This is a genomic window from Blastomonas sp. SL216 (assembly GCA_026625625.1).
Taxonomy (GTDB): Bacteria; Pseudomonadota; Alphaproteobacteria; order Sphingomonadales; family Sphingomonadaceae; genus Blastomonas.
On record CP113055.1, the window covers coordinates 1,036,364 to 1,056,673 of the forward strand.

The following is a 20,310-nucleotide window of genomic DNA, read 5'->3' on the forward strand; positions in this document are numbered from 1 at the left end:
TGGAGCCGCCTATAGCGCGTGGGGGTGCCAGCGTTAACGGAAATCGGGTGAGCATCTCCGATCCCGCTGGCGGGAAGGGAGATGTTCCCCTCAGCCCTCGGTCTTCGCGGCCTTCTTCGCCGGTGCCTTCTTCGCTGCCGGTTTCTTGGCCGGAGCCTTTTTCGCGGCGGGCTTCTTCTCTGCAGCCGTCTTTTTGGGCGCTGCCTTTTTCGCCGGAGCCTTTTTGCCCTTCTTGGCCGGTGCCTTGGCGGCGCGTTCGGCGATCAGCAGCAGCGCCTCGTCCAGCGTCAGCTCGTCCTTGTTCTTGTCCTTGGGGATGGTCGCATTGACGCTGCCATCGGTGACATAGGCGCCATAGCGGCCATCCATGACCTTCACATCGGTATCGGTGGCCGGGTTCTTGCCCAGTATCTTGAGCGGTTCGGGCGTGCCGCGCCGTGCACGTCCGCCACCGGCAGCCGCTTCGGCGAGCTTGACGACCGCCGCGTTCATTCCCGTCTCGAACACCTCCATGGTGCCGGAAAGCCGGGCATATTTGCCGTCATGCGCCAGATACGGGCCATAGCGGCCAATGCTCGCGGTGATCGGCTTACCGGTCTCGGGATGCTCACCAATCTCGCGTGGCAGCGACAGCAGCTTCAGCGCCCATTCGAGGCCGAAATCCTCGCCCGGAACGTCCTTGGGGATCGACGCGCGCTTGGCTTCCTTGCCATCGCCCAGCTGCACATAGGGGCCGAAACGCCCGCTGCGCTTGCTCACCGCCTCGCCGGTTACAGGATCGGTACCCAGCTCCTCGGGGCCGTTATCGCCCTGGTCGCCCTCGCCGCCCCCCTGGGCAAAGCGCCGGGTGAACCTGCATTCGGGATAGTTCGAACAGGCGACGAACGCACCAAACTTGCCTCCGCGCAGCGCCAGCCGCCCTTCCCCGCATTTCGGGCAGAGGCGCGGATCGCCGCCATCGGCCTTTTTCGGGAAGAGATACGGTTCAAGAAACTTGTCGAGCTCGGCGGTGATCTCGGACGGCTTCTGCTCCATCACCTCGGCGGTCTTGGGCTTGAAATCGCGCCAGAACGCCTCGAGCACAGCGCGCCATTCCGCGCGCCCGCCGCTCACATCGTCGAGCTCTTCTTCCAGCCCCGCGGTAAAGTCATAAGCGACATAGCGTTCAAAGAAGCGTTCAAGAAAGCCTGTCAGCAACCGACCCGATTCTTCTGCAAAGAAACGATTTTTCTCGACCTTCACATAGGCGCGATCCTTGAGCACCTGAATGATCGAGGCATAGGTCGAAGGCCGCCCGATGCCGAGCTCCTCCAGCCGCTTAACCAGCGATGCTTCGGAAAAGCGCGGCGGTGGCTGGGTGAAATGCTGGACCGCATCGACCGATTTCTTCGCCGGACTGTCGCCCTTCGACATCAGCGGCAGCAGGCCGCCATCTTCGCTATCGGCATCATCGAGCCCTTCCTCGTACAACGCGAGAAAGCCCGGGAACTTCACCACCTGACCGTTGGCGCGCAGCGCGGTGCGCCCGGTACCGTCGACCAGTTCGACCGTCGTGCGTTCGAGCAGCGCGGTCGCCATCTGGCTGGCCAGCGCGCGCTTGAAGATCAGATCGTACAGCCGGCCATGGTCGCCCGACCCGGCGCGATCGCGGCTGAAATCGGTGGGACGGATCGCCTCATGCGCTTCCTGGGCGTTCTTGGCCTTGGTCTGGTACTGGCGCGGAGTCTCGGGCAGATAATGGCCCGAATAGCGCTCCGAAATCGCCTTGCGCGCCTCCTGAATGGCGCCCGGATCCATCTGGACACCATCGGTACGCATATAGGTGATCGCACCGTCTTCGTAGAGCGACTGGGCGATGCGCATCGTGTGACTTGCGGAAAAGCCCAGCTTGCGGGCGGCTTCCTGCTGCAGCGTCGAGGTGGTGAACGGCGGCGGAGGGTTGCGCTTGAGCGGCTTGGTCTCGACCGTCTCGACGGTGAAATGTCCCGCCACGACCTTGGCCTTGGCGGCCTCGGCGGCGCCGGCATTTCCAAGCGAAAGCTTGTCGAGCTTTTCGCCCTCGAGCCGCACCAGCCGCGCGGTGAAAGGCTGGCCGTCCTGCTCCATCTGGGCGCTGACCGACCAGTATTCCTGCGCGGTAAACGCCTCGATCTCGCGCTCGCGCTCGACGATCAGGCGCAGCGCCACCGACTGCACGCGGCCAGCCGATTTCGCGCCGGGAAGCTTGCGCCACAGCACCGGCGACAGCGTGAAGCCCACCAGATAATCGAGCGCGCGGCGGGCGCGATAGGCATCGATCAGATCGGTATCGAGCTCGCGGGGGGCTGCCATCGCCTCGGTCACCGCCTTTTTGGTGATCGCGTTGAAGGTCACGCGTTCGACCGCCTTGGGCAGCACCTTGCGCTTGGTCAGCACCTCCAGCACGTGCCAGCTGATCGCCTCGCCCTCGCGGTCAGGGTCGGTCGCAAGGATCAGGCGGTCGGCCTTTTTCGCCTCGTCGGTGATCGCCTTGAGCTGGCGCGTCTTGTCGCCATAGGCTTCCCAGACCATGTCGAAATCATTGTCCGGATCGACCGAGCCGTCCTTGGGCGCCAGGTCGCGGATATGGCCATAGCTGGCCAGCACCCGGTAGTCGGACCCGAGATACTTTTCGATGGTCTTGGCCTTGGCGGGCGATTCGACGATAACCAGCTGCATTATATGGATTTCCCAGAAGCTCTCGCGTGTGCGTATAAGCTGGGGCGCACTATCGGCATTCGTCAAGGCCGTCCAGTGATGGGTTAACGCTCATACCAGCGACACCCTTCCCGCTGCGTGACGCTCGATCATTCCCGCCAGTTCGAGGTCGAGCAGGATCATTTGCACCGCCCCGCTGTCCAGCCCCGATTGACGCACCAGTTCGTCAGTACCGATTGGCGAACGGCCGAGCAGACCGACCAGCACGGTGCGCGCTGCATCGTCGGGAACGCGGCTCGGTTGGGGAGCATAACGCTGTTGCGGGGCGGCAACGTGGCGTGGCCGTTCGCCGGCAAAGGGCGCGATCAGTTCGAGCACATCATCCACGCCCTGCACCAACGTCGCCCCGCCGCGGATCAGTTCGTTGCAGCCGCGCGAGCGCGAATCGAGCGGGGAGCCGGGGATCGCCATGACGTCGCGCCCGGCCTCTGCCGCCAGCCGTGCGGTGATCAGCGAGCCAGATTTCGGCGCGGCCTCCACCACCAGCGTGCCCAGCGCGATCCCGGCAATGATGCGGTTGCGATAGGGGAAGTGGCGGGCCAGCGGCTCGGTCCCCGGCGGCTGTTCGGCGATGACCAGCGCCCGCTCGCCCATTTCCCGCTGCATGTCGCGGTTTTCGGGCGGATAGCTGATATCGATGCCCGATGCGATCACGCCAGCGGTGCTCGCCTGCGCCTTGCCCGCGATCCGCAGCGCGCCTTCATGCGCGGCGGTATCGATGCCTCGCGCCAGGCCGGACACGACGAGAATTCCCGCCTCGGCCAGCTCGCCCGCGATCTGACGGGCAAAGCGGCAGGCGGCGGCAGAGGCATTGCGCGCGCCGACCATGGCGATGGCCGGGCGCTGCATCAGCGCGGTGTCGCCGCGCACGGTCAGCACTGGCGGCGCGTTGTCGATATGGGGCAGCAGCGCGGGATAATCGGGATCGTCGGCAAACAGGTATCGCGCGCCTGCAGCCTCCACCCGGCGCGCCTCCTGTTCTGCCTGGTCGAGCGTGGCAACGCGCAGGGACCGCCCCCCTGCCCGCCGGACAAGGTCGGGCAAAGCCTCGAGTGCGGCACTGGCGCTGCCAAAACGGGTGAGCAACTGGGCAAAGCTGATCGGGCCGATCCGCTCGCTCCGCAAAAGTCGGATGCGCGCCAGATGCTCAGGCCCCAGCATGGGCGATCCTCAGGCGGTAGCGGATTTGCCGATCTTGGGTTCGGTCCCCGCCATCAGGCGCTGGATGTTGCCACGATGCTTCCACAGCACCAGCACCAATGTCGCGACGAACACCCACAGAGCCTGCTCCATGCCAAACCACCATGCCGCCACCGGCATCGCCGCCGCCGCCATGATGCCGCCCAGCGACGAGAAGCGGAAGGCGAAGGCCACGCCAAGCCATACCAGCGCGAACACCACACCCAGCGGCCAGTAGAGCGCAATCGCGATGCCAAGCAAGGTCGCAACGCCCTTGCCGCCGTTGAACTTGAGCCAGATCGGATATAAATGCCCCAGGAACGCGCCAAAGCCTGCCAGCGGGCCGCTGCCTGGCGCAACCGCCTCGGCGATGACGATCGCCAGCGCCCCCTTGCCCAGATCGAACAGCAATGTCGCCGCCGCCAGCCCCTTGCGGCCCGTCCGCAGCACGTTGGTGGCGCCGATATTGCCCGATCCGATGCTGCGCAGATCGCCCGCGCCTGCCAGCCGCGTCAGGATGATGCCGAACGGGATCGATCCCAACAGATAGCCCATCAGCAACAGGCCGCCCAAGGTCGCCACGGCGATTCCGGCCAGATCGTTCATCATCGCTCCATTCCCGTCCGAGTGCGTATCGCAGATAGGAACGCGTGATAGGCCGGGCAGCGTTTTTGGCAAGCATGGTTGATCGCCGCCCCGGCGGTGCTAAGCGTGCGGCATGACGCAAAGCCTGTCGCCTGCCAGCGGAACCGACCCTCATGCCCCGCTACTGTTCTTCGATTCCGGGGTCGGCGGGCTGACCGTGCTCGATGCGGCGCGCAAGCTGCTGCCCGATGCCCCCATTGTCTATGCCGCCGATTTTGCCGGCCTGCCTTATGGCGAAAAGACCGAGGCGGAGATCGGCGCACGGGTGCCCGCGCTGCTCGGGCGGCTGGTCGAGCGCTATCGGCCGCGGTTGATCACCATCGCCTGCAACACCGCATCGACCATCGCCCTGCCCCAGGTGCGCGCGGCGCTCGATCTGCCGGTCGTGGGCACCGTACCGGCGATCAAACCCGCATCGGAAATCTCGCAGAGCCGCGCGATTGGCGTGCTCGGCACCGAAGCAACGGTGCGCCAGCCCTATGTCACCAATCTGGCACGCGAATTTGCCAGCGATGCGACGATCATCCGCTATGGCGCGCCCGAACTGGTGCGCGCAGCCGAGATGAAGCTGCGCGGCGAACAGCCCGATCCGGCGATCTTCGACCGGGCCGTCGCCGGGCTGACCAGCCAGGAACGCGCCGTCGCCATCGATACCGTGGTGCTCGCCTGCACGCATTTTCCGCTGGTGCAGGAAGAGCTTGCCCATGCCTTTGGCCGCCCCGTGACGTTCGTGCACGGCGCCGATGGTATCGCCCGGCGCATCGCCTGGCTGACCCGCGATCAGGCTTTTGTCGGCAATGGCCTGCGCTTTGTAGCAACCGGCCCGGCAGATGGTATCACCCCCTATCTGGCTGCATTGCGCGCGCGGGGTTTTACGTCGTTCGAAAGCCTTTGATCGACAGGCGCGATCAATCTGATGCCGAATTTCCATTGGCCGCACGCCAGGACGAATGCTTAACCCGCATCGGCTATAGGACGTTTTGTCCCATCACTTGCGAGCCGTTATCGCTGGAAATGCGGGATTTAGTTGCTATTAAGACGGCAGCAGATGCGCACGCAGATGGTCGCGGAAGAGGTGGGGCGCAACGGCTTGCAACATCATATGTCAGGACCAGGGTGGCTGCGTGAACTACGACCAGATTTTCGAAGCGGCGATTGATCGGCTGCACGCCGAAGGCCGCTACCGGGTCTTTATCGACATTCTGCGCAACAAGGGTGCCTACCCCAATGCGCGGTGTTTTCATGGACATAACGGCCCCAAGCCGATCACCGTCTGGTGCTCCAACGACTATCTTGCGATGGGCCAGCACCCCAAGGTGATCTCCGCCATGGAAGAGGCGCTGCACAATGTCGGCGCAGGCTCGGGCGGCACGCGCAACATTGGCGGCAATACCCATTACCATGTCGAGCTGGAGCATGAGCTGGCCGATCTGCACGGCAAGGACAGCGCTCTGCTGTTCACCTCGGGCTATGTCTCGAACGATGCGACGCTCTCCACGCTGGCGCGCATCCTGCCCGGCTGCATCATCTTTTCCGACGAGCTCAACCATGCCTCGATGATCGCGGGCATCCGCAATTCGGGCTGCGACAAGCGCGTCTTCCGCCACAATGATGTCGAGCATCTGGAAGAGCTGCTCGCGGCCGAAGACCCGAACGTGCCCAAGCTGATCGCGTTCGAAAGCGTCTATTCGATGGATGGCGATGTCGCGCCGATCCACGCCATCTGCGATCTGGCGGACAAGTATAACGCGCTGACCTATCTCGACGAAGTCCATGCGGTCGGCATGTACGGTACGCATGGCGGCGGCATTTCCGAACGCGATGAAGCCTCGCATCGGCTGACGATCGTCGAAGGCACGCTGGGCAAGGCCTTTGGCGTTATGGGCGGCTATATTGCGGCCGATCAGAAGATCATCGACGTGATCCGCAGCTATGCGCCCGGCTTCATCTTCACCACCTCGCTGTCGCCGGTACTGGTCGCGGGCGCGCTCGCCAGCGTGCGGCATCTCAAGCAGTCGGCCGAAGAACGCGACGGGCAACAGGCCGCTGCGGCCAAGCTCAAGCAGCTGTTTGCCGAAGCCGGTCTGCCGGTGATGAACACCACCACGCACATCGTTCCGCTGATGGTCGGCGACCCGGTCAAGGCCAAGCGGATCAGTGATATGCTTCTGGCCGAATATGGCGTATACGTGCAGCCGATCAACTTCCCCACCGTGCCGCGCGGCACTGAACGGCTGCGTTTCACACCTGGTCCGGCCCATGATGAAGCCATGATGCGCGATCTGACGGCGGCGCTGGTGGAAATCTGGGACAGGCTGGAGCTTCGCAAAGCAGCCTGACATCATGACACCACAACGCTACAGCCTGGGTTCGATCGTTCTCCATTGGCTGATAGCCTCGGCGCTCGTCTTCCAGATCGTCTTTGCAGAATCGCTGGAAGGCCCGCGTGGGCCGGATCTGTTCGCGCGCTACCAGCTGCACAAATCGGTTGGCATCACCATCCTGCTGCTCAGCCTGTTGCGGCTGGCGTGGCGCTACATCGCACCGCGCCCTGCCGCCGTCCCAGGCCCCAAATGGGCGATGACGCTGTCTAGCCTCGTACATTTCGGCTTCTACTTTTTCATGATCGCCGCGCCCGTGACCGGCTGGATCATCGTTTCGACATCGAAGATCAAGGTCGAGACGCTGCTGTTCGGGATCGTGCCCTGGCCGCACCTGCCGGTGCCGGCAAGCTGGGGCGAGCCTGCCGAATTCCTACACCATTTCATGCCCAATGTGGCGATTGCACTGCTCGTCCTTCATGTCGCGGGCGCATTGCGGCACCAGTATCTGCTGGGCACGCCCATCCTGTCGCGGATGCTGCCGGGTGGAAAGGGCAAGGCGATTGGCGCGCTGCTGACCGCTGCCGCAATCATGCTGGCCGGGCTGGTACTTGCCAAGGTGGTCGATCCCAAGGGCGCAACGCCACCCGCCAAGGCGGCAGCCGTGCCCGCCGAGCAACTTTCCGCCCCCGCCCCTGCCAGCACTACACCGGAACCAAGCGAGGAAGCCGCCAAGCCCAATGAGACCGCCGAGGCCACGGACGAAGCCGCCCAGCCGCGCGACTGGGCCGTGAGCAAGGGCGGCAGACTTGGCTTTACCGCACGCTGGAACGGCGAGCCGGTCGAAGGCAGCTTCACGCGCTGGACCGCCGACATCGCCTTTGCTCCCGAAGCGCTCGACGCATCGACGATCGAAGTCAGCATCGATCTCGCGTCGGTCGATACCGGCGACGGACAGCGCGATGGCACGCTGACCGGCAGCGATTTCTTCGACACCGGGCGCTTTGCGCGGGCCACCTATCGCGCCACGCGGTTTCGTGCTGAAGGCGGCAACCGCTACCGTGCCGATGGCACCTTGACGCTGCGCGGCGTTGCCAAGCCGGTGCCGCTCAGCTTCACGCTCGACATCGATGGAGACAAGGCCCGCGCCAGGGGCAATGCCAGCATCGACCGAACCAGCTTTGGCGTCGGTCAGGGCGATTATGCCAGCACGGCGGAGATCGCAGGGCCGGTGGCGATCAGTTTCGACTTCCGGGCGACCGCGCGCAATTGAACCTGCCAAGGGGCGACTCCATATCGCCCCCATGAATGCTGCTGCGCACTGGATCGAACCCTTTCCCCATGGAATCTATGTGCGGCCTGCCGATGCCTGGATCGATCCGTCGCGCCCGGTACCGCGCGCGCTGATCACGCATGGCCATGCCGATCACGCGCGTGGGGGACATGAAGCGGTCTGGGCAACGCCCGAGACGCTCGACATCATCAATCTGCGCTATGGCCGTTACGCGGGCGAAAATGCAGTGGGCTATGGCGAAGCGGTCGACCTGAACGGGGTCCGGCTATCCTTCCACCCCGCCGGGCATGTGCTCGGCTCGGCGCAAATCCGGCTTGAATATCAGGGGGAAACCGTCGTCGTCACCGGCGACTTCAAGCGCCGCCCTGACCCGAGCTGCGCCCCGTTCGAACTGGTGCCTTGCGACATCTTCATCACCGAGGCGACCTTCGGGCTGCCGGTCTTCCGCCATCCTCCGACGCCGGAGGAGATCGCCAAGCTGCTGGCGATGCTTTCAGCAAACCCGCAGGGCTGCGTGCTGGTGGGCGCCTATGCGCTGGGCAAGGCGCAGCGCGTGATTGCCGAACTGCGCGACGCGGGTTTTGACGACCCCATCTATCTGCACGGCGCGCTGGAAAAGATGTGCGCGCTTTATGCGGACCATGGCGTCGATCTGGGCGAATTGCGCCCGGTGGCAGGCACCGACAAGAGCGAGCTGATGGGCCGCGTCATCCTGGCGCCTCCCTCGGCGCTGGCCGATCGCTGGAGCAGGCGTCTGCCCGATCCGGTAACCGCCATGGCCTCTGGTTGGATGCGGGTGCGCGCCCGTGCCCGCCAGCGCGGTGTGGAACTGCCGCTGATCATATCCGACCATGCCGACTGGGACGAACTCACGCAGACGATCCGCGACGTCGCCCCGCGCGAGGTCTGGGTGACGCATGGACGCGAAGAGGCGTTGCTGCGCTGGTGCGAGCTGCATCAGATCAAGGCGCGCGCACTGGCCCTGGTCGGGCGCGAAGACGAGGATGACGCCTGATGCGGGCCTTTGCCGCGCTCGTCACCCAGCTGGGGTACACCCGGTCGCGCAACGCCAAGGTGGCGCTGATTGCGGACTATCTGCGCGCGACGCCTGATCCCGATCGCGGCTGGGCGCTGGCCGCGCTTACTGGCGAAGCGGATTTCTCGGCGGTCAAGGCATCGGCAGTCCGCGCGATGGCGATGGAGCGGGTCGATCCCGAGCTTTTTCGCCTCAGCCGCGATTTTGTTGGCGACACCGCCGAGACGGTTGCGCTGATCTGGCCCGAGACGGCCGCGCCGACCAATGACCTGCGCCTCGCCGATGCAGTCGACAGCTTTGCCAGTGTCAGCCGCGCCCGCGCGCCCGCGCTGCTCGCCGAATACATGGACCGGCTCGACAGCGATGGCCGCTATGCGCTGATCAAGCTTGCCACCGGTGCGATGCGCGTCGGCATTTCCGCCCGGCTCGCCAAGACTGCCTTTGCGCAAGGGTTCGGGCTGGATGTCGATGCGGTCGAAGAGGTGTGGCACGCGCTCGCCCCGCCTTATGTCAGCCTGTTCGCCTGGGGCGAAGGCGGGCCGCGTCCCGATCCCGAAGGAACGCCTTATTTCCGCCCCTTCATGCTCGCGCATCCGCTCGAGGATGGCACGGTCGACCTCGCCGATTATGTCGCCGAGTGGAAATGGGACGGCATCCGCATCCAGATCGTGCGGATCGGCGAGCAGGTGAAGCTGTTCAGCCGGGGCGGCGACGACATTACCGCAGCGTTTCCCGATATTGCCCAGAGCATTCCGATCGAGGGTGTGTTCGACGGCGAGCTTCTGGTCCGGGGTGATGCCCAGATGGGCGAGGCGGCGAGCTTCAACGCGCTGCAGCAGCGATTGGGCCGCAAGACGGTCTCGGCCAAGATGCTCGCCGAAGCGCCAGCCTTTGTGCGCCTCTACGACCTGCTGATCGACGGGCGCGAGGATTTGCGCGCCCAGCCCTGGACGCTGCGGCGCGCGCGCCTGGAACAGCGCATGGCGGCGCTGCCCGCCGATCGGTTCGATCTGTCGCAGATCATCGAGGCGGCCGATTTCGCAGAGCTGGGCCGCATCCGCGATGGCGCGCGCGATGCCGCGATCGAGGGCGTGATGCTCAAGCGGCGCGACAGCCTCTACGTGCCGGGGCGCCGCGTGGGGCTGTGGTACAAATGGAAGCGCGATCCGCTGACCGCCGACTGCGTGATGATGTATGCCCAGCGGGGCAGCGGCAAGCGCTCCAGCTTCTACAGCGATTACACCTTCGGCTGCTGGAACGACGACGGCGAACTGGTTCCGGTGGGTAAGGCCTATTCGGGCTTTTCCGACAGCGAACTCAAATGGCTCGACCGGTTCGTGCGGCAGAACACGCTCAACCGTTTCGGACCGGTGCGCGAGGTGGAAAAGTCGCTGGTGCTCGAAGTCGCATTCGATTCGATCCATGAATCGAAGCGGCACAAATCGGGCATCGCCATGCGCTTTCCACGAATCGCCCGGCTGCGGCGGGACAAGCCAGCGGCAGAGGCAGATACGGTGGCCGCGCTCAAGGCATTCATCACTTAAGGCAAAGCAGCGCGTTACCCGCCGATCACCGAGTATTGCGCATAGCCGCGATAAAGCGGGCGGTGATCGACCCGCAGGCCCGCAGCAGCCGCCACGTTTCTGGCCACCAGCTCCAGATCCTGCCGCGGGGTGACCTGGAACCGGTCGAGCCATGCGTACAAACCCCTGGCAAACCAGCGCGGCAGATCGTCCTGTCTGCCGAAATCGACAAAGTGCACGCGCCCGCCCGGTGCCAGCGATGCGGCCGATGCTGCAATCGCCCGTTCCCAGCCGGGTATCATCGACAGCGTGTACGAACAGAACACGCGGTCGAACCCGCTCAGCCCGAACAGATGCTGCGCACTGAACGCGGTCGCATCACCCCGCGTCAGGAAAATCCGCTGCTGCAGCCCTGCCTTGCGTACCGATTCGCGCGCTGCTTCCAGCATCGCTTCGGAAATGTCGAAGCCGAAGAAGCGCGCGTGCGGATAGCGCCTGGCGGCGACGATCAGGTTGCGCGCGGTGCCGCAGCCCGGCTCGAGCACCGTGCCGCCCGGTGGCGGTGCGAGGTCCGCAATCAACCGATCGCGGCCCAGCAGATAGTATTTGCGCGTCAGGTCATAAATGTGCCGCTGCGTGCGGTAAATGGCATCCATCGCCTCGGCGTGGCTTGGCTGAGATGCGCCCGCCTCATTTGAGGACATAGAGATGCACCCCGCCATAGATCGAGGAGCGGTCCCGCGCGGTGAAGCCGAGCGATTCATCCGCGCGATAATCCCAGCGGGCCAGCAGATCGTCGGGTATACGGCCCGGCAGCAGGCTAGGCTCGGCTGCGGTGCGGAACAGCACGCGGGCCCCGGGGCATGCGGTGCGGGTGATTTCGGACCACAGGGTGGTGAGCTGCTGGTCGCTCATCCAGTCCTGCGCGTCGAGCAGGATATAGCGGTCAAGGCTCGCATCGCCGCTGGCCTGAAGTCGCTCGACGAAATTGGCATGCTCGAAACTTACCCGGTCGACACGGGCCTGCACCGCATCGTAATGTTGCGCCTGCAGATAAGGCGGCAGCGGCTGGTCCGGACCCTTGCCATAGCCGCGGCCAAAGGCCTGCCAGGCGAAATAATTTTCGCGAATCTCGAAATCGCACGCCAGCTTCTCGAGCCGCTTGCGCAGCACATCGGCCATTTTCTCATCACCAGCCAGCGCATCGAACTGCGCCGGCGGGATGCCCAGACCGAACAGGGCGGGCGGCTGGTCGGTCAGCCAGCGGATGAACTTCTTGTCGAACACCGGCGCGAGATGCTGCTCGAAAATCGCACGCTGCTCTTCGAGCGACCGTGCCCCCAGCATCCGTTTCAGGTCGATCTTGTAGAGCCGTGCGAGCAGATGCGCCGTTCCGATAAAGCCACCCAGCAGTCCGCGCTTGTACAGGCCGCTGCCAAAGCCACCAATCCGGCGACGCCCGGCGAGATCGCGGCCTTCCCAATAGCGGCGGCTGGTCTCATCGAGATGCGGGCGGATATGCTGGTTGTAGACGCGGATATTCTGCTTGCTGTCCGCTTCGGCAAAGAAGCGGTGGAAATGCGCGTGATCGGGCAGATGCTTTGCCGCCGCGATCTTCAGCTTGCCAAGGGCGACATGCGCGGTGTTGAGGTCGACCGCGATGATCTGGGCCGGATCGGCGACCAGATAGGAAAGGACGTTGCAGCCGCCCGAGGCGATGGTGATGATGCGGCTGTCGGGCTGGATCTGCAGCGCTTCCATGTCGACCACCGGGTCTTCCCATATCTGCGCATAGACCAGGCCCTTGAAGGCGAAGGCAAAGGCACGGTCGAGAAGCCCCTGCTTTGTCGTCGTGCCCGATTGCGTGACGGCTTCGACGATCTTGGTGTTGCGCATCGGTCCGGCCATGCTGCCCATCCCCCTCATCCAGTGTTGCGTGAAACGGTCGTTCCAATCGCGCCGCTAGGACGGTTGCGTGACCCGTGCATGACGGAACCGCGTCAATCGCTGTCACAATGCAGCGAGGATCGAATCAAAAGGCCCGCTGGTCTGGGGGGACCAGCGGGCCTGTGATGTGCCGGGAAAATGGAGGGGATCAGCCCGGCATCACCACGGTGTCGATCACATGCACCACACCGTTGCTCTGCATGACATCGGTCTGGGTTACGATCGACTTGCCGCCCTTCGCGTCGGTCAGGACGACATTTTGACCCTGCAGCGAGGCTGTGAGGGTTCCACCCTGCACGGTCTTGATCTGGGCCTTGCCACCGCCCTTCTTGATGAGCGCGACGACATCGGCCGCGGTCACCTTGCCGGCGACGACATGATAGGTGAGGATCTTGGTCAGCGTGGCCTTGTTCTCCGGCTTCACCAGCGTTTCCACGGTGCCGGCGGGCAGCTTGGCAAAGGCGTCATCTGTAGGCGCAAACACGGTGAACGGTCCGGGCGAGGCGAGCGTCTCGACCAGGCCAGCTGCCTTGACGGCGGCCACCAGGGTCTTGAGGTTCGGTGCGGCGCTGGCATTCTCGACGATGTTCTTCGCAGGGTACATCGCAGCACCACCGACCATCGAATGGCCCTCATGGCCACCCTTGTGGTGGTTGGCCATGGCAGGGCCGGCCAGCGCGAGGGTCGCAGCTGCGGTGGCGGCAAGAAGGCTGGGGGCAAGAGTCTTCAGCATCAGTTTCTCCGTAATTCTGTCGTATCCTCATGGGGAAGTCCGGATACGGGAGCAGCTACGGAGCCGGTTCGGGGCCGGATGCGGCAGAGATTAACAAAAGTGGAATAGGGGGCAATCCCCTACGGTTTTTCTTCAAACTTCGCTGAAAAGCGGGGTTCCCGCGTTCGCGGGAATGACGAACAACACGGTCAGGGCGAAGCCTGGATCAGATCCGCTGCAGGCGCCCCTGCGCCACGGTGGGCGCGCTCGGCTTGTCCGGATCGGGCAGCGTCTTGGGTTCCATCGTCAGGATGAGGTTGCTCAATGGATCGATGAACTTGCGATGGCCTGCCGGAATCTCGATCCGCGTCACACCACCGCGCATCAGCCGGCCCAGGCGGCGCGGCTGGCCATCGGCGGGGACGATCCACAATTCGGGCTCGGTATCGGTGACAGGCATGCCCTCGACCCGCACCAGCATCTGCGAGGTGCGGCTGTCATAGCGCGCGGTGAGCAGCAGCCCTTCGATCGGCCCGGTCAGCTGCGCGACGGCCATGTCCGGATTGCCCTGCGGCGTCGGCTTGTTCTCCGGGCTGGGCCAGACCAGCGCCAGTGCGAGCATGGCGGCGACCGCCGATGCAGCGAAGGTCGCGAATTTCCATCCGCCGCCGCCGCTCGGCACTGTCGCCAGCGGCACCACCGAAGCGGGTCGTTCGGCTGCCTGTTCGGCGTCAATCAGGCTGTCGATCCGGTCCATCAGACCGGCAGGTGCCGGCATTTCGGCAAAGCCATCGTACAGCGGGGCCAGCCGCGCGCGCCAGCCATCGACCTCGGCCGCAAAGCCGGGATCGGCGAGCATCAGGCGCAAGGCTTCGGCCCGCTCGGCGCCTTCCAGCAGACCCAGAGCGAGTTCGGCGGCCATGGCAGACCGGTCAGGCATGGCATCACTGCTCACGCGACAGGCACTCCTTCAACTGCATCAATCCCCGGCGAATCCAGCTTTTCACGGTGCCCACCGGCTTGTCCATCGCCTCGGCAATCTCGGGATAGCTGAGACCCTGATAAAATCCTGCCTTGATCGCGCTGGCCCGCGCCGGTTCCAGCTCTTCCAGGCAGCGAAAGATCTGCGCGCGCTCGCCATCCTGCGCCAATGCCGCCGAAGGGTCGGCATCGTCGTCGACAAGCGTTTCGGCAAGGTCGGCGGGCAGCGGATCTTCATAACGTTGGCTTCTACGCCAATCGATCGCCGCATTGCGTGCAATGGCGCACAGCCAGGCGATGGCGCTCGCCTTGGCCGGATCAAACGATCCGGCACGCTGCCACACCTTCAGATACACGTTCTGCAATACGTCCTCCGCCGCGCCCCTGTCGATGCAGATACGGAGGCAAACGCCGTGCAGTTTCGCGGACGTCATTGCATAAACCGTACGCAGAGCGTCGCGGTCCTGCTGCGCCACCCGCAGCAGTGCGGCCTGAAGATCGGCCCGGCGTTCAAGGCTGGCTGGTGTCACCTGTGGCTCACGATGCCAGAGCGCGCGAGAACAGCGCCGGTTCGACATTGCCGCCCGAAAGGATGATCAATGTGCGATCGTCGACTTCGACCTTGCCCGCCAGCACCGCCGCCAGCGCGACCGCGCCGCCCGGTTCCAGCACCAGCCGCAGCCGTTCGTGCGCATGGCGCATCGCGCGGAACACTTCCTCATCGGATACGCTGACCGCATCGGCCTTGCGCTCCTTCAGGATGTCGAAGGTCAGCGGCGAGACCACCGGTGTCTGCAGCGCATCGCATACCGTGTCCGGGGCGTCAGGCTCGACAGGCAAGATCTTTCCCTTGCGCAGCGAGCGACCCATGTCGTCCCAGCCATCGGGTTCGACCACGGTCATCTTCGCGCCGGGCATGGCAAGCGCGATCCCGGCGGCAAGTCCGCCGCCGCCGCAGCACGATACCACACGGTGCGGATTGATGCCTGCCTGCGCGATGATCTGCACCAGCGCTTCGAGCCCGGTGCTGCCCTGGCCTTCGATGATCCACGGATCGTCGAAGCTGGGTACCACGACAGCGCCGCTTTCGCTGGCGATGCGGTTGGCGATGGCGACCCGGTCCTCGGTCCGGCGATCGTAGGTGATCACCTCGGCCCCATAGCCGCGGGTCGAATCGATTTTCCGCTTTGGCGCATCGAGGGGCATCACGATGGTCGCCCTAATCCCCAGCCTTTTCGCGGCCCAGGCGACGCCCTGTGCATGGTTGCCGCTGGAAAAGGCCACGACGCCGCGCCCGCGCTCTTCCTCGCTGAGGTCGGACAATCGGTGCCATGCGCCACGGATCTTGAACGCGCCGATGGGTTGCAGGCATTCTGCCTTGCACCACAATGTCATCCCCTCATGCTTGAGCGGCATCAGCGGCGTCGGCGGCAGGATCGCCGAGATCTTCTTCGCGGCGCGCTCGATGCCTTCGCGGCTGGGTTTGCGGTCCGGGGATAGGGGATCACTTGGTTCTGTCATGCAGAGCCTCTATATGCACCCGCTGACAGCAATTCCAGCAATAAGGAAGACACGGCTTTGGGCAAGATTCTGGTTATCGGTGCGGGCGGCGTTGGTTCGGTCGCGGTGCACAAGATGGCGATGAACACCGGCATTTTCAGTGAGATCACGCTGGCCAGCCGCCGCATTGCCAAATGCGACGCGATCGCCGAATCGGTGCTGAAGCGCACTGGCGTGAAGATCGCCACGGCCGAGGTCGATGCCGATGACGTCGAAGCGACCGCAGCGCTGATCGAGAGGGTGAAGCCCGATCTCGTCTGCAACCTCGCCCTGCCCTATCAGGACCTTGCCATCATGGATGCCTGCCTGAAGACCGGCGTGCACTACATGGACACCGCCAATTACGAACCGCGCGACGAGGCGAAGTTCGAATATGGCTGGCAATGGGCCTATCACGACCGCTTCAAGGACGCAGGGCTGATGGCGCTGCTGGGTTCGGGCTTCGACCCGGGCGTGACCAGCGTGTTCGCCAGCTATATCAAGAAGCACCTGCTCGACCGGATCGACACGCTCGACATTCTCGACTGCAATGGCGGCGACCATGGCCAGCATTTCGCGACCAATTTCAATCCGGAGATCAACATCCGCGAAGTGACCGCGCCGTCGCGTCACTGGGCGGATGGTCAGTGGGTCGAAGGCCCCGCGCTCAGCCACAAGCAGGTCTTCGATTTCGAGGGCGTAGGCGAGAAGAACATGTACCTCATGTATCATGAGGAGCTGGAATCGCTTGCCAAGCACTATCCCGAGATCAAGCGCATCCGCTTCTGGATGACCTTTGGAGATGCGTATCTCAAGCATCTGGAAGTGCTGCAGAATGTCGGCATGACCCGGATTGATCCGGTGATGTACGAAGGCCGCGAGATCATCCCGCTGCAATTCCTCAAGGCGGTGCTGCCCGAACCCGCCTCGCTGGGCGAGACGACCAGGGGAAAGACCAATATCGGCGACATCGCGACCGGCGTGAAGGACGGCCAGGAAAAGACCGTCTACGTCTACAATATCTGCGATCACGAAGAGGCCTTTGCCGAAACCGGCAACCAGGCGGTGAGCTACACCACCGGCGTTCCGGCGATGATCGGCGCGGCGATGATCCTGACCGGCGCGTGGAAGGGAGAAGGCGTGTTCAACATCGAACAGTTCGATCCCGATCCGTTCATGGACATGCTCAACCAGCACGGCCTGCCCTGGCAGGTGAAGGAACTGGACGCGCCGCTGGCGTTCTGATGCAACCAAAAGCCCTCTCTCCTGCGAGGGAGAGAGTTAGAAGAGGGGCTGCGCAGTCAACTGCGATGACCTGGGTCGGTGAGCGGGTATTCCCCTCTCCCCGACCCTTTCCCGTTAAGGGCAGAGGGAGTGATTTAATGGAAACCAAGGCCGGTGATCCCGGTGCCTTTCGGCATTTCGACCTGAACCGCGTTCCCTCGCCCGCCTTTGTCGTGGACGAGGCTGCGGTGCGGCGCAACCTGGCGGTGCTCGCCGATGTCCGCGACCGCGCAGGCATCAAGATGCTCGCCGCGCTCAAGGCATTCTCGTTCTGGCAGCTGGGCGATGTGGTCAGCGACTATCTCGACGGCACCTGCTCGTCTGGCCTGTGGGAGGCGCGGCTGGCGTCGCATCACTATCATGGCGAGATCGCGACCTATTGCGCCGGATACAAGGCCGAAGACCTGCGCGAGATCCTGACGCTGTCGGACCATGTCATCTTCAACAGCCCCGGTCAGATCGCACGATTCGCCCCGCTCATCGCCGAAGCACGCGCCGCGGGTCAGAGCTTCGACATCGGCCTGCGCATCAACCCGGCCCTGCCGCTGGGCGAGACGGCGAAATACGACCCCAGCCAGCCGCACAGCCGGCTGGGTCATCCGATCGACCAACTGCGACCAGAACATCTGGAGGGCGTATCCGGCATCCATTTCCATTCGCTGTGCGAGCAGGATCTGGTGCCGCTGCAGCAGATCTGGGCCAAGCTAGAACCGTTGCTGGAACCCTATTTCAACCACTTGAAATGGCTGAATTTTGGCGGCGGACACCATATCACGCGTGCCGATTATCAGCGCGAAGAGCTGGTCGAGTTCCTGATCGCGGTCAAGGCGCGCACAGGGTGCGAAATCTATCTCGAGCCCGGCGAGGCAGTCGCGCTCGATGCCGGCATTCTGGTCGGCGAGCTGCTCGATGTGTTTGACAATGGCATGAAGGTGGGAATCACCGATATCTCGGCCACCTGCCACATGCCCGATGTCATCGAGGCACCCTATCGCCCCGCGATGCTTGACGAACGGTCTGACGCAGAGCTGATACGGCTCGGCGGGCCGTCGTGCCTCGCCGGAGACATTATCGGCGACTATGGCCTGCCCGTCCCGCTTGAGCCGGGGCAGCGCTTCGCCTTTCTCGACCAGGCGCATTATTCCATGGTAAAGACCAACACTTTCAATGGTGTACCGCTGCCTTCGATCTGGCTGTGGAACAGCGATGACGACAGCCTGCGCGAGATAGCCTCGTTCGGATATGAGACATTTCGGGACCGGCTCGGTTAAGAAACCGGTGATAATTTTTCCCTTTACACAGGGGGCTGTGGACCCTATTTCGACGGTCCGCTGCCCCAGGGGGACTTCCAATAACCGCAAGGCAGCCTTGTTGTTTGACTGTTTTTTTGGGGGTCCCTTGAGTTGCACGAATATCTTGATGCGCTGGAGCTGATTCAGGCTCTGAACCCGGCACAACCGGTTACGCTGAACCGTCCGCAAGCGGCCACCCGCGCGGCTAAGTTCTTTGTTGATCGCTTTCCTGGCAAGTCGCTTTACGCGGTCAAGGCGAATCCGTCGCCCGATCTGCTGCGCGTGCTGTGGAGTGCGGGAATCACGCATTACGACGTTGCCTCGATCGCCGAGGTGCGGCTGGTCGCCGGCACGCTCCCCGATGCGACCCTGTGCTTCATGCACCCGGTCAAGACCCCCGAAGCCATTGCCGAAGCCTATCACATCCACGGCGTGCGCGTGTTCTCGCTCGACAGCCGCGAAGAGCTCGACAAGATCGTTGCCGCCACCGGCGCGCCCGATGATCTGACGCTGTGCGTGCGGCTGCGCGTCTCGTCCGAGCATTCGGAACTGAGCCTCGCGTCCAAGTTCGGTACCGAGTTGACCGATGCCCGCGACCTGCTGATGGCCACCCGTCAGGCAGCCGACAGCCTTGGTATCTGCTTCCATGTCGGCAGCCAGGCGATGAGCCCGCATGCCTATGTGCAGGCGCTGGACCGTGTCCGCGCGGCAATTGTGGATGCATCGGTCACCGTAGACGTCATCGATGTCGGCGGCGGCTTCCCGTCGGCCTATCCAGGCATGCAGCCCCCGCCGCTGGAAGACTATTTCGCGATCATCGAGCGCACCTTCGAAAGCCTGCCGATCAGCTATTCGGCGGAATTGTGGTGCGAGCCTGGCCGCGCGCTGTGCGCCGAATACAACTCGATCATCGTGCGCGTCGACCGTCGCCGCGGCGAGGAGCTGTACATCAACGATGGCGCTTACGGCGCGCTGTTCGATGCCGCGCATATCGGCTGGCGTTTTCCGGTCCGGTATCTGGGCAACCAGCGCAGCAGCACGACCGAGGATTTCAGCTTCTTCGGCCCGACCTGCGATGACATCGACTATATGGCCGGTCCCTTCCCGCTGCCTGCGGACATTAAGGCCGGCGATTATATCGAGATCGGTATGATCGGCGCTTATGGTGCCGCGATGCGCACCGGCTTCAACGGCTTCGGCGTGAGCGAGCATTATACCGTCGCCGACGAGCCGATGCAGTCGATGTACACCGGCGAGGCCCGCCCGCACTGGCGCGCGGATAATGTGGTCAGCATCAACCGCTGATCGCCACAATCAGTTGCGATTGACAATCTATCAGGGCTGACGCAGTTTCCTCCCGCAAAAGCAGGGGAGGAAACTGCAAATGTCTGCCAATGTTCTGACGCCAGCCGCTGTGCTGGTGCTCTGGTCGCTTGTCATGCTGTTCTGGATGGCGGGCACCCGGCTTCCCAATGCCAAGAAACTGGGCATCGATATTTCCAAGGCCGTAGGCGGCCGTGGCAGCGATCTCGATCCGGCGCTTCCGCCGCAGGTCGCGTGGAAATCGCACAATTATGCGCATCTGATGGAACAGCCGACCATCTTTTACGCGACGATCGCAATCGTGGCCCTGGCCGGTGCCGGTGGTGACACCATCAACGTGGCGCTTGCCTGGGGCTATGCGCTGATCCGCATCGTCCACAGCATCTGGCAGGCCACTGTCAACAAGGTGCAAATCCGCTTCCTCCTGTTCCTGGCTTCCACCCTGTGTCTCATCGTGCTCGCCATCCGCGCACTTCTCGCCACGCTGTAACGGAGACA

At 63.9% G+C, this 20,310-nt stretch carries 18 protein-coding genes; 9 read left to right on the forward strand and 9 right to left on the reverse strand.

Annotation, left to right across the window (positions count from 1 at the left end):
• Nucleotides 1-90: 90 nt before the first annotated feature.
• The 3 genes from topA to plsY form a co-directional block, all read right to left on the reverse strand.
• Nucleotides 91-2,697, reverse strand: coding sequence for a type I DNA topoisomerase (topA, locus tag OU999_04950; protein ID WAC24540.1), 2,607 nt, complete (start codon nucleotides 2,695-2,697; stop codon nucleotides 91-93).
• Nucleotides 2,698-2,787: 90 nt separating this feature from the next.
• Nucleotides 2,788-3,897: a DNA-processing protein DprA gene (gene dprA / locus OU999_04955; protein ID WAC24541.1), complete on the reverse strand. Its 1,110-nt coding sequence runs from the start codon at nucleotides 3,895-3,897 to the stop codon at nucleotides 2,788-2,790.
• A gap of 9 nt (nucleotides 3,898-3,906) precedes the next feature.
• Nucleotides 3,907-4,521 (reverse strand): glycerol-3-phosphate 1-O-acyltransferase PlsY, encoded by a 615-nt coding sequence (gene plsY / locus OU999_04960; GenBank protein ID WAC25353.1) that lies wholly within the window; start codon nucleotides 4,519-4,521, stop codon nucleotides 3,907-3,909.
• Between the two features lie 112 nt (nucleotides 4,522-4,633).
• Here plsY and murI point away from each other — a divergent pair, with 112 nt between their 5' ends.
• The 5 genes from murI to OU999_04985 all read left to right on the forward strand — a co-directional run bounded on the left by murI (nucleotide 4,634) and on the right by OU999_04985 (nucleotide 10,755).
• Nucleotides 4,634-5,455: a glutamate racemase gene (gene murI / locus OU999_04965; protein WAC24542.1), complete on the forward strand. Its 822-nt coding sequence runs from the start codon at nucleotides 4,634-4,636 to the stop codon at nucleotides 5,453-5,455.
• Nucleotides 5,456-5,684: 229 nt separating this feature from the next.
• Nucleotides 5,685-6,899, forward strand: a complete 1,215-nt coding sequence (hemA, locus tag OU999_04970) for a 5-aminolevulinate synthase (protein ID WAC24543.1) — start codon at nucleotides 5,685-5,687, stop codon at nucleotides 6,897-6,899.
• 4 nt (nucleotides 6,900-6,903) lie between these two features.
• On the forward strand, nucleotides 6,904-8,154 hold the full coding sequence (locus tag OU999_04975; protein ID WAC24544.1) for a YceI family protein: 1,251 nt from the start codon (nucleotides 6,904-6,906) through the stop codon (nucleotides 8,152-8,154).
• 31 nt (nucleotides 8,155-8,185) lie between these two features.
• A complete protein-coding gene (locus OU999_04980) occupies nucleotides 8,186-9,190 on the forward strand; it encodes a ligase-associated DNA damage response exonuclease (GenBank protein WAC24545.1) in 1,005 nt (334 codons plus the stop codon).
• The gene (locus OU999_04985) at nucleotides 9,190-10,755 is read left to right on the forward strand and encodes a cisplatin damage response ATP-dependent DNA ligase (protein ID WAC24546.1); all 1,566 of its coding nucleotides are present in this window, start codon (nucleotides 9,190-9,192) and stop codon (nucleotides 10,753-10,755) included. The genes OU999_04980 and OU999_04985 overlap by 1 nt, the downstream gene beginning before the upstream one ends.
• A gap of 14 nt (nucleotides 10,756-10,769) precedes the next feature.
• Here OU999_04985 and OU999_04990 read toward each other — a convergent pair whose 3' ends face one another.
• The 6 genes from OU999_04990 to OU999_05015 form a co-directional block, all read right to left on the reverse strand.
• Nucleotides 10,770-11,390 (reverse strand): class I SAM-dependent methyltransferase, encoded by a 621-nt coding sequence (locus OU999_04990; protein ID WAC24547.1) that lies wholly within the window; start codon nucleotides 11,388-11,390, stop codon nucleotides 10,770-10,772.
• 34 nt (nucleotides 11,391-11,424) lie between these two features.
• The gene (locus OU999_04995; protein WAC24548.1) at nucleotides 11,425-12,642 is read right to left on the reverse strand and encodes a DUF3419 family protein; all 1,218 of its coding nucleotides are present in this window, start codon (nucleotides 12,640-12,642) and stop codon (nucleotides 11,425-11,427) included.
• Between the two features lie 187 nt (nucleotides 12,643-12,829).
• The gene (locus tag OU999_05000; protein ID WAC24549.1) at nucleotides 12,830-13,414 is read right to left on the reverse strand and encodes a fasciclin domain-containing protein; all 585 of its coding nucleotides are present in this window, start codon (nucleotides 13,412-13,414) and stop codon (nucleotides 12,830-12,832) included.
• Between the two features lie 205 nt (nucleotides 13,415-13,619).
• Complete coding sequence (locus OU999_05005; protein ID WAC24550.1) at nucleotides 13,620-14,333, reverse strand: anti-sigma factor; 714 nt, start codon at nucleotides 14,331-14,333, stop codon at nucleotides 13,620-13,622.
• Between the two features lie 4 nt (nucleotides 14,334-14,337).
• On the reverse strand, nucleotides 14,338-14,952 hold the full coding sequence (locus tag OU999_05010) for a sigma-70 family RNA polymerase sigma factor (protein ID WAC24551.1): 615 nt from the start codon (nucleotides 14,950-14,952) through the stop codon (nucleotides 14,338-14,340).
• Nucleotides 14,912-15,895: a threonine/serine dehydratase gene (locus tag OU999_05015; protein ID WAC24552.1), complete on the reverse strand. Its 984-nt coding sequence runs from the start codon at nucleotides 15,893-15,895 to the stop codon at nucleotides 14,912-14,914. The genes OU999_05010 and OU999_05015 overlap by 41 nt, the downstream gene beginning before the upstream one ends.
• Before the next feature lie 57 nt (nucleotides 15,896-15,952).
• Between OU999_05015 and OU999_05020 the strand changes: the two genes are divergently transcribed.
• The 4 genes from OU999_05020 to OU999_05035 all read left to right on the forward strand — a co-directional run bounded on the left by OU999_05020 (nucleotide 15,953) and on the right by OU999_05035 (nucleotide 20,302).
• A complete protein-coding gene (locus OU999_05020; protein WAC24553.1) occupies nucleotides 15,953-17,158 on the forward strand; it encodes a saccharopine dehydrogenase family protein in 1,206 nt (401 codons plus the stop codon).
• Nucleotides 17,159-17,295: 137 nt separating this feature from the next.
• Complete coding sequence (locus OU999_05025; GenBank protein WAC24554.1) at nucleotides 17,296-18,468, forward strand: carboxynorspermidine decarboxylase; 1,173 nt, start codon at nucleotides 17,296-17,298, stop codon at nucleotides 18,466-18,468.
• 132 nt (nucleotides 18,469-18,600) lie between these two features.
• Entirely contained in the window at nucleotides 18,601-19,794 is a 1,194-nt protein-coding gene (locus OU999_05030; GenBank protein ID WAC24555.1) for a type III PLP-dependent enzyme, read from the forward strand.
• 79 nt (nucleotides 19,795-19,873) lie between these two features.
• Nucleotides 19,874-20,302, forward strand: a complete 429-nt coding sequence (locus OU999_05035; GenBank protein WAC24556.1) for an MAPEG family protein — start codon at nucleotides 19,874-19,876, stop codon at nucleotides 20,300-20,302.
• Nucleotides 20,303-20,310: the final 8 nt, after the last annotated feature.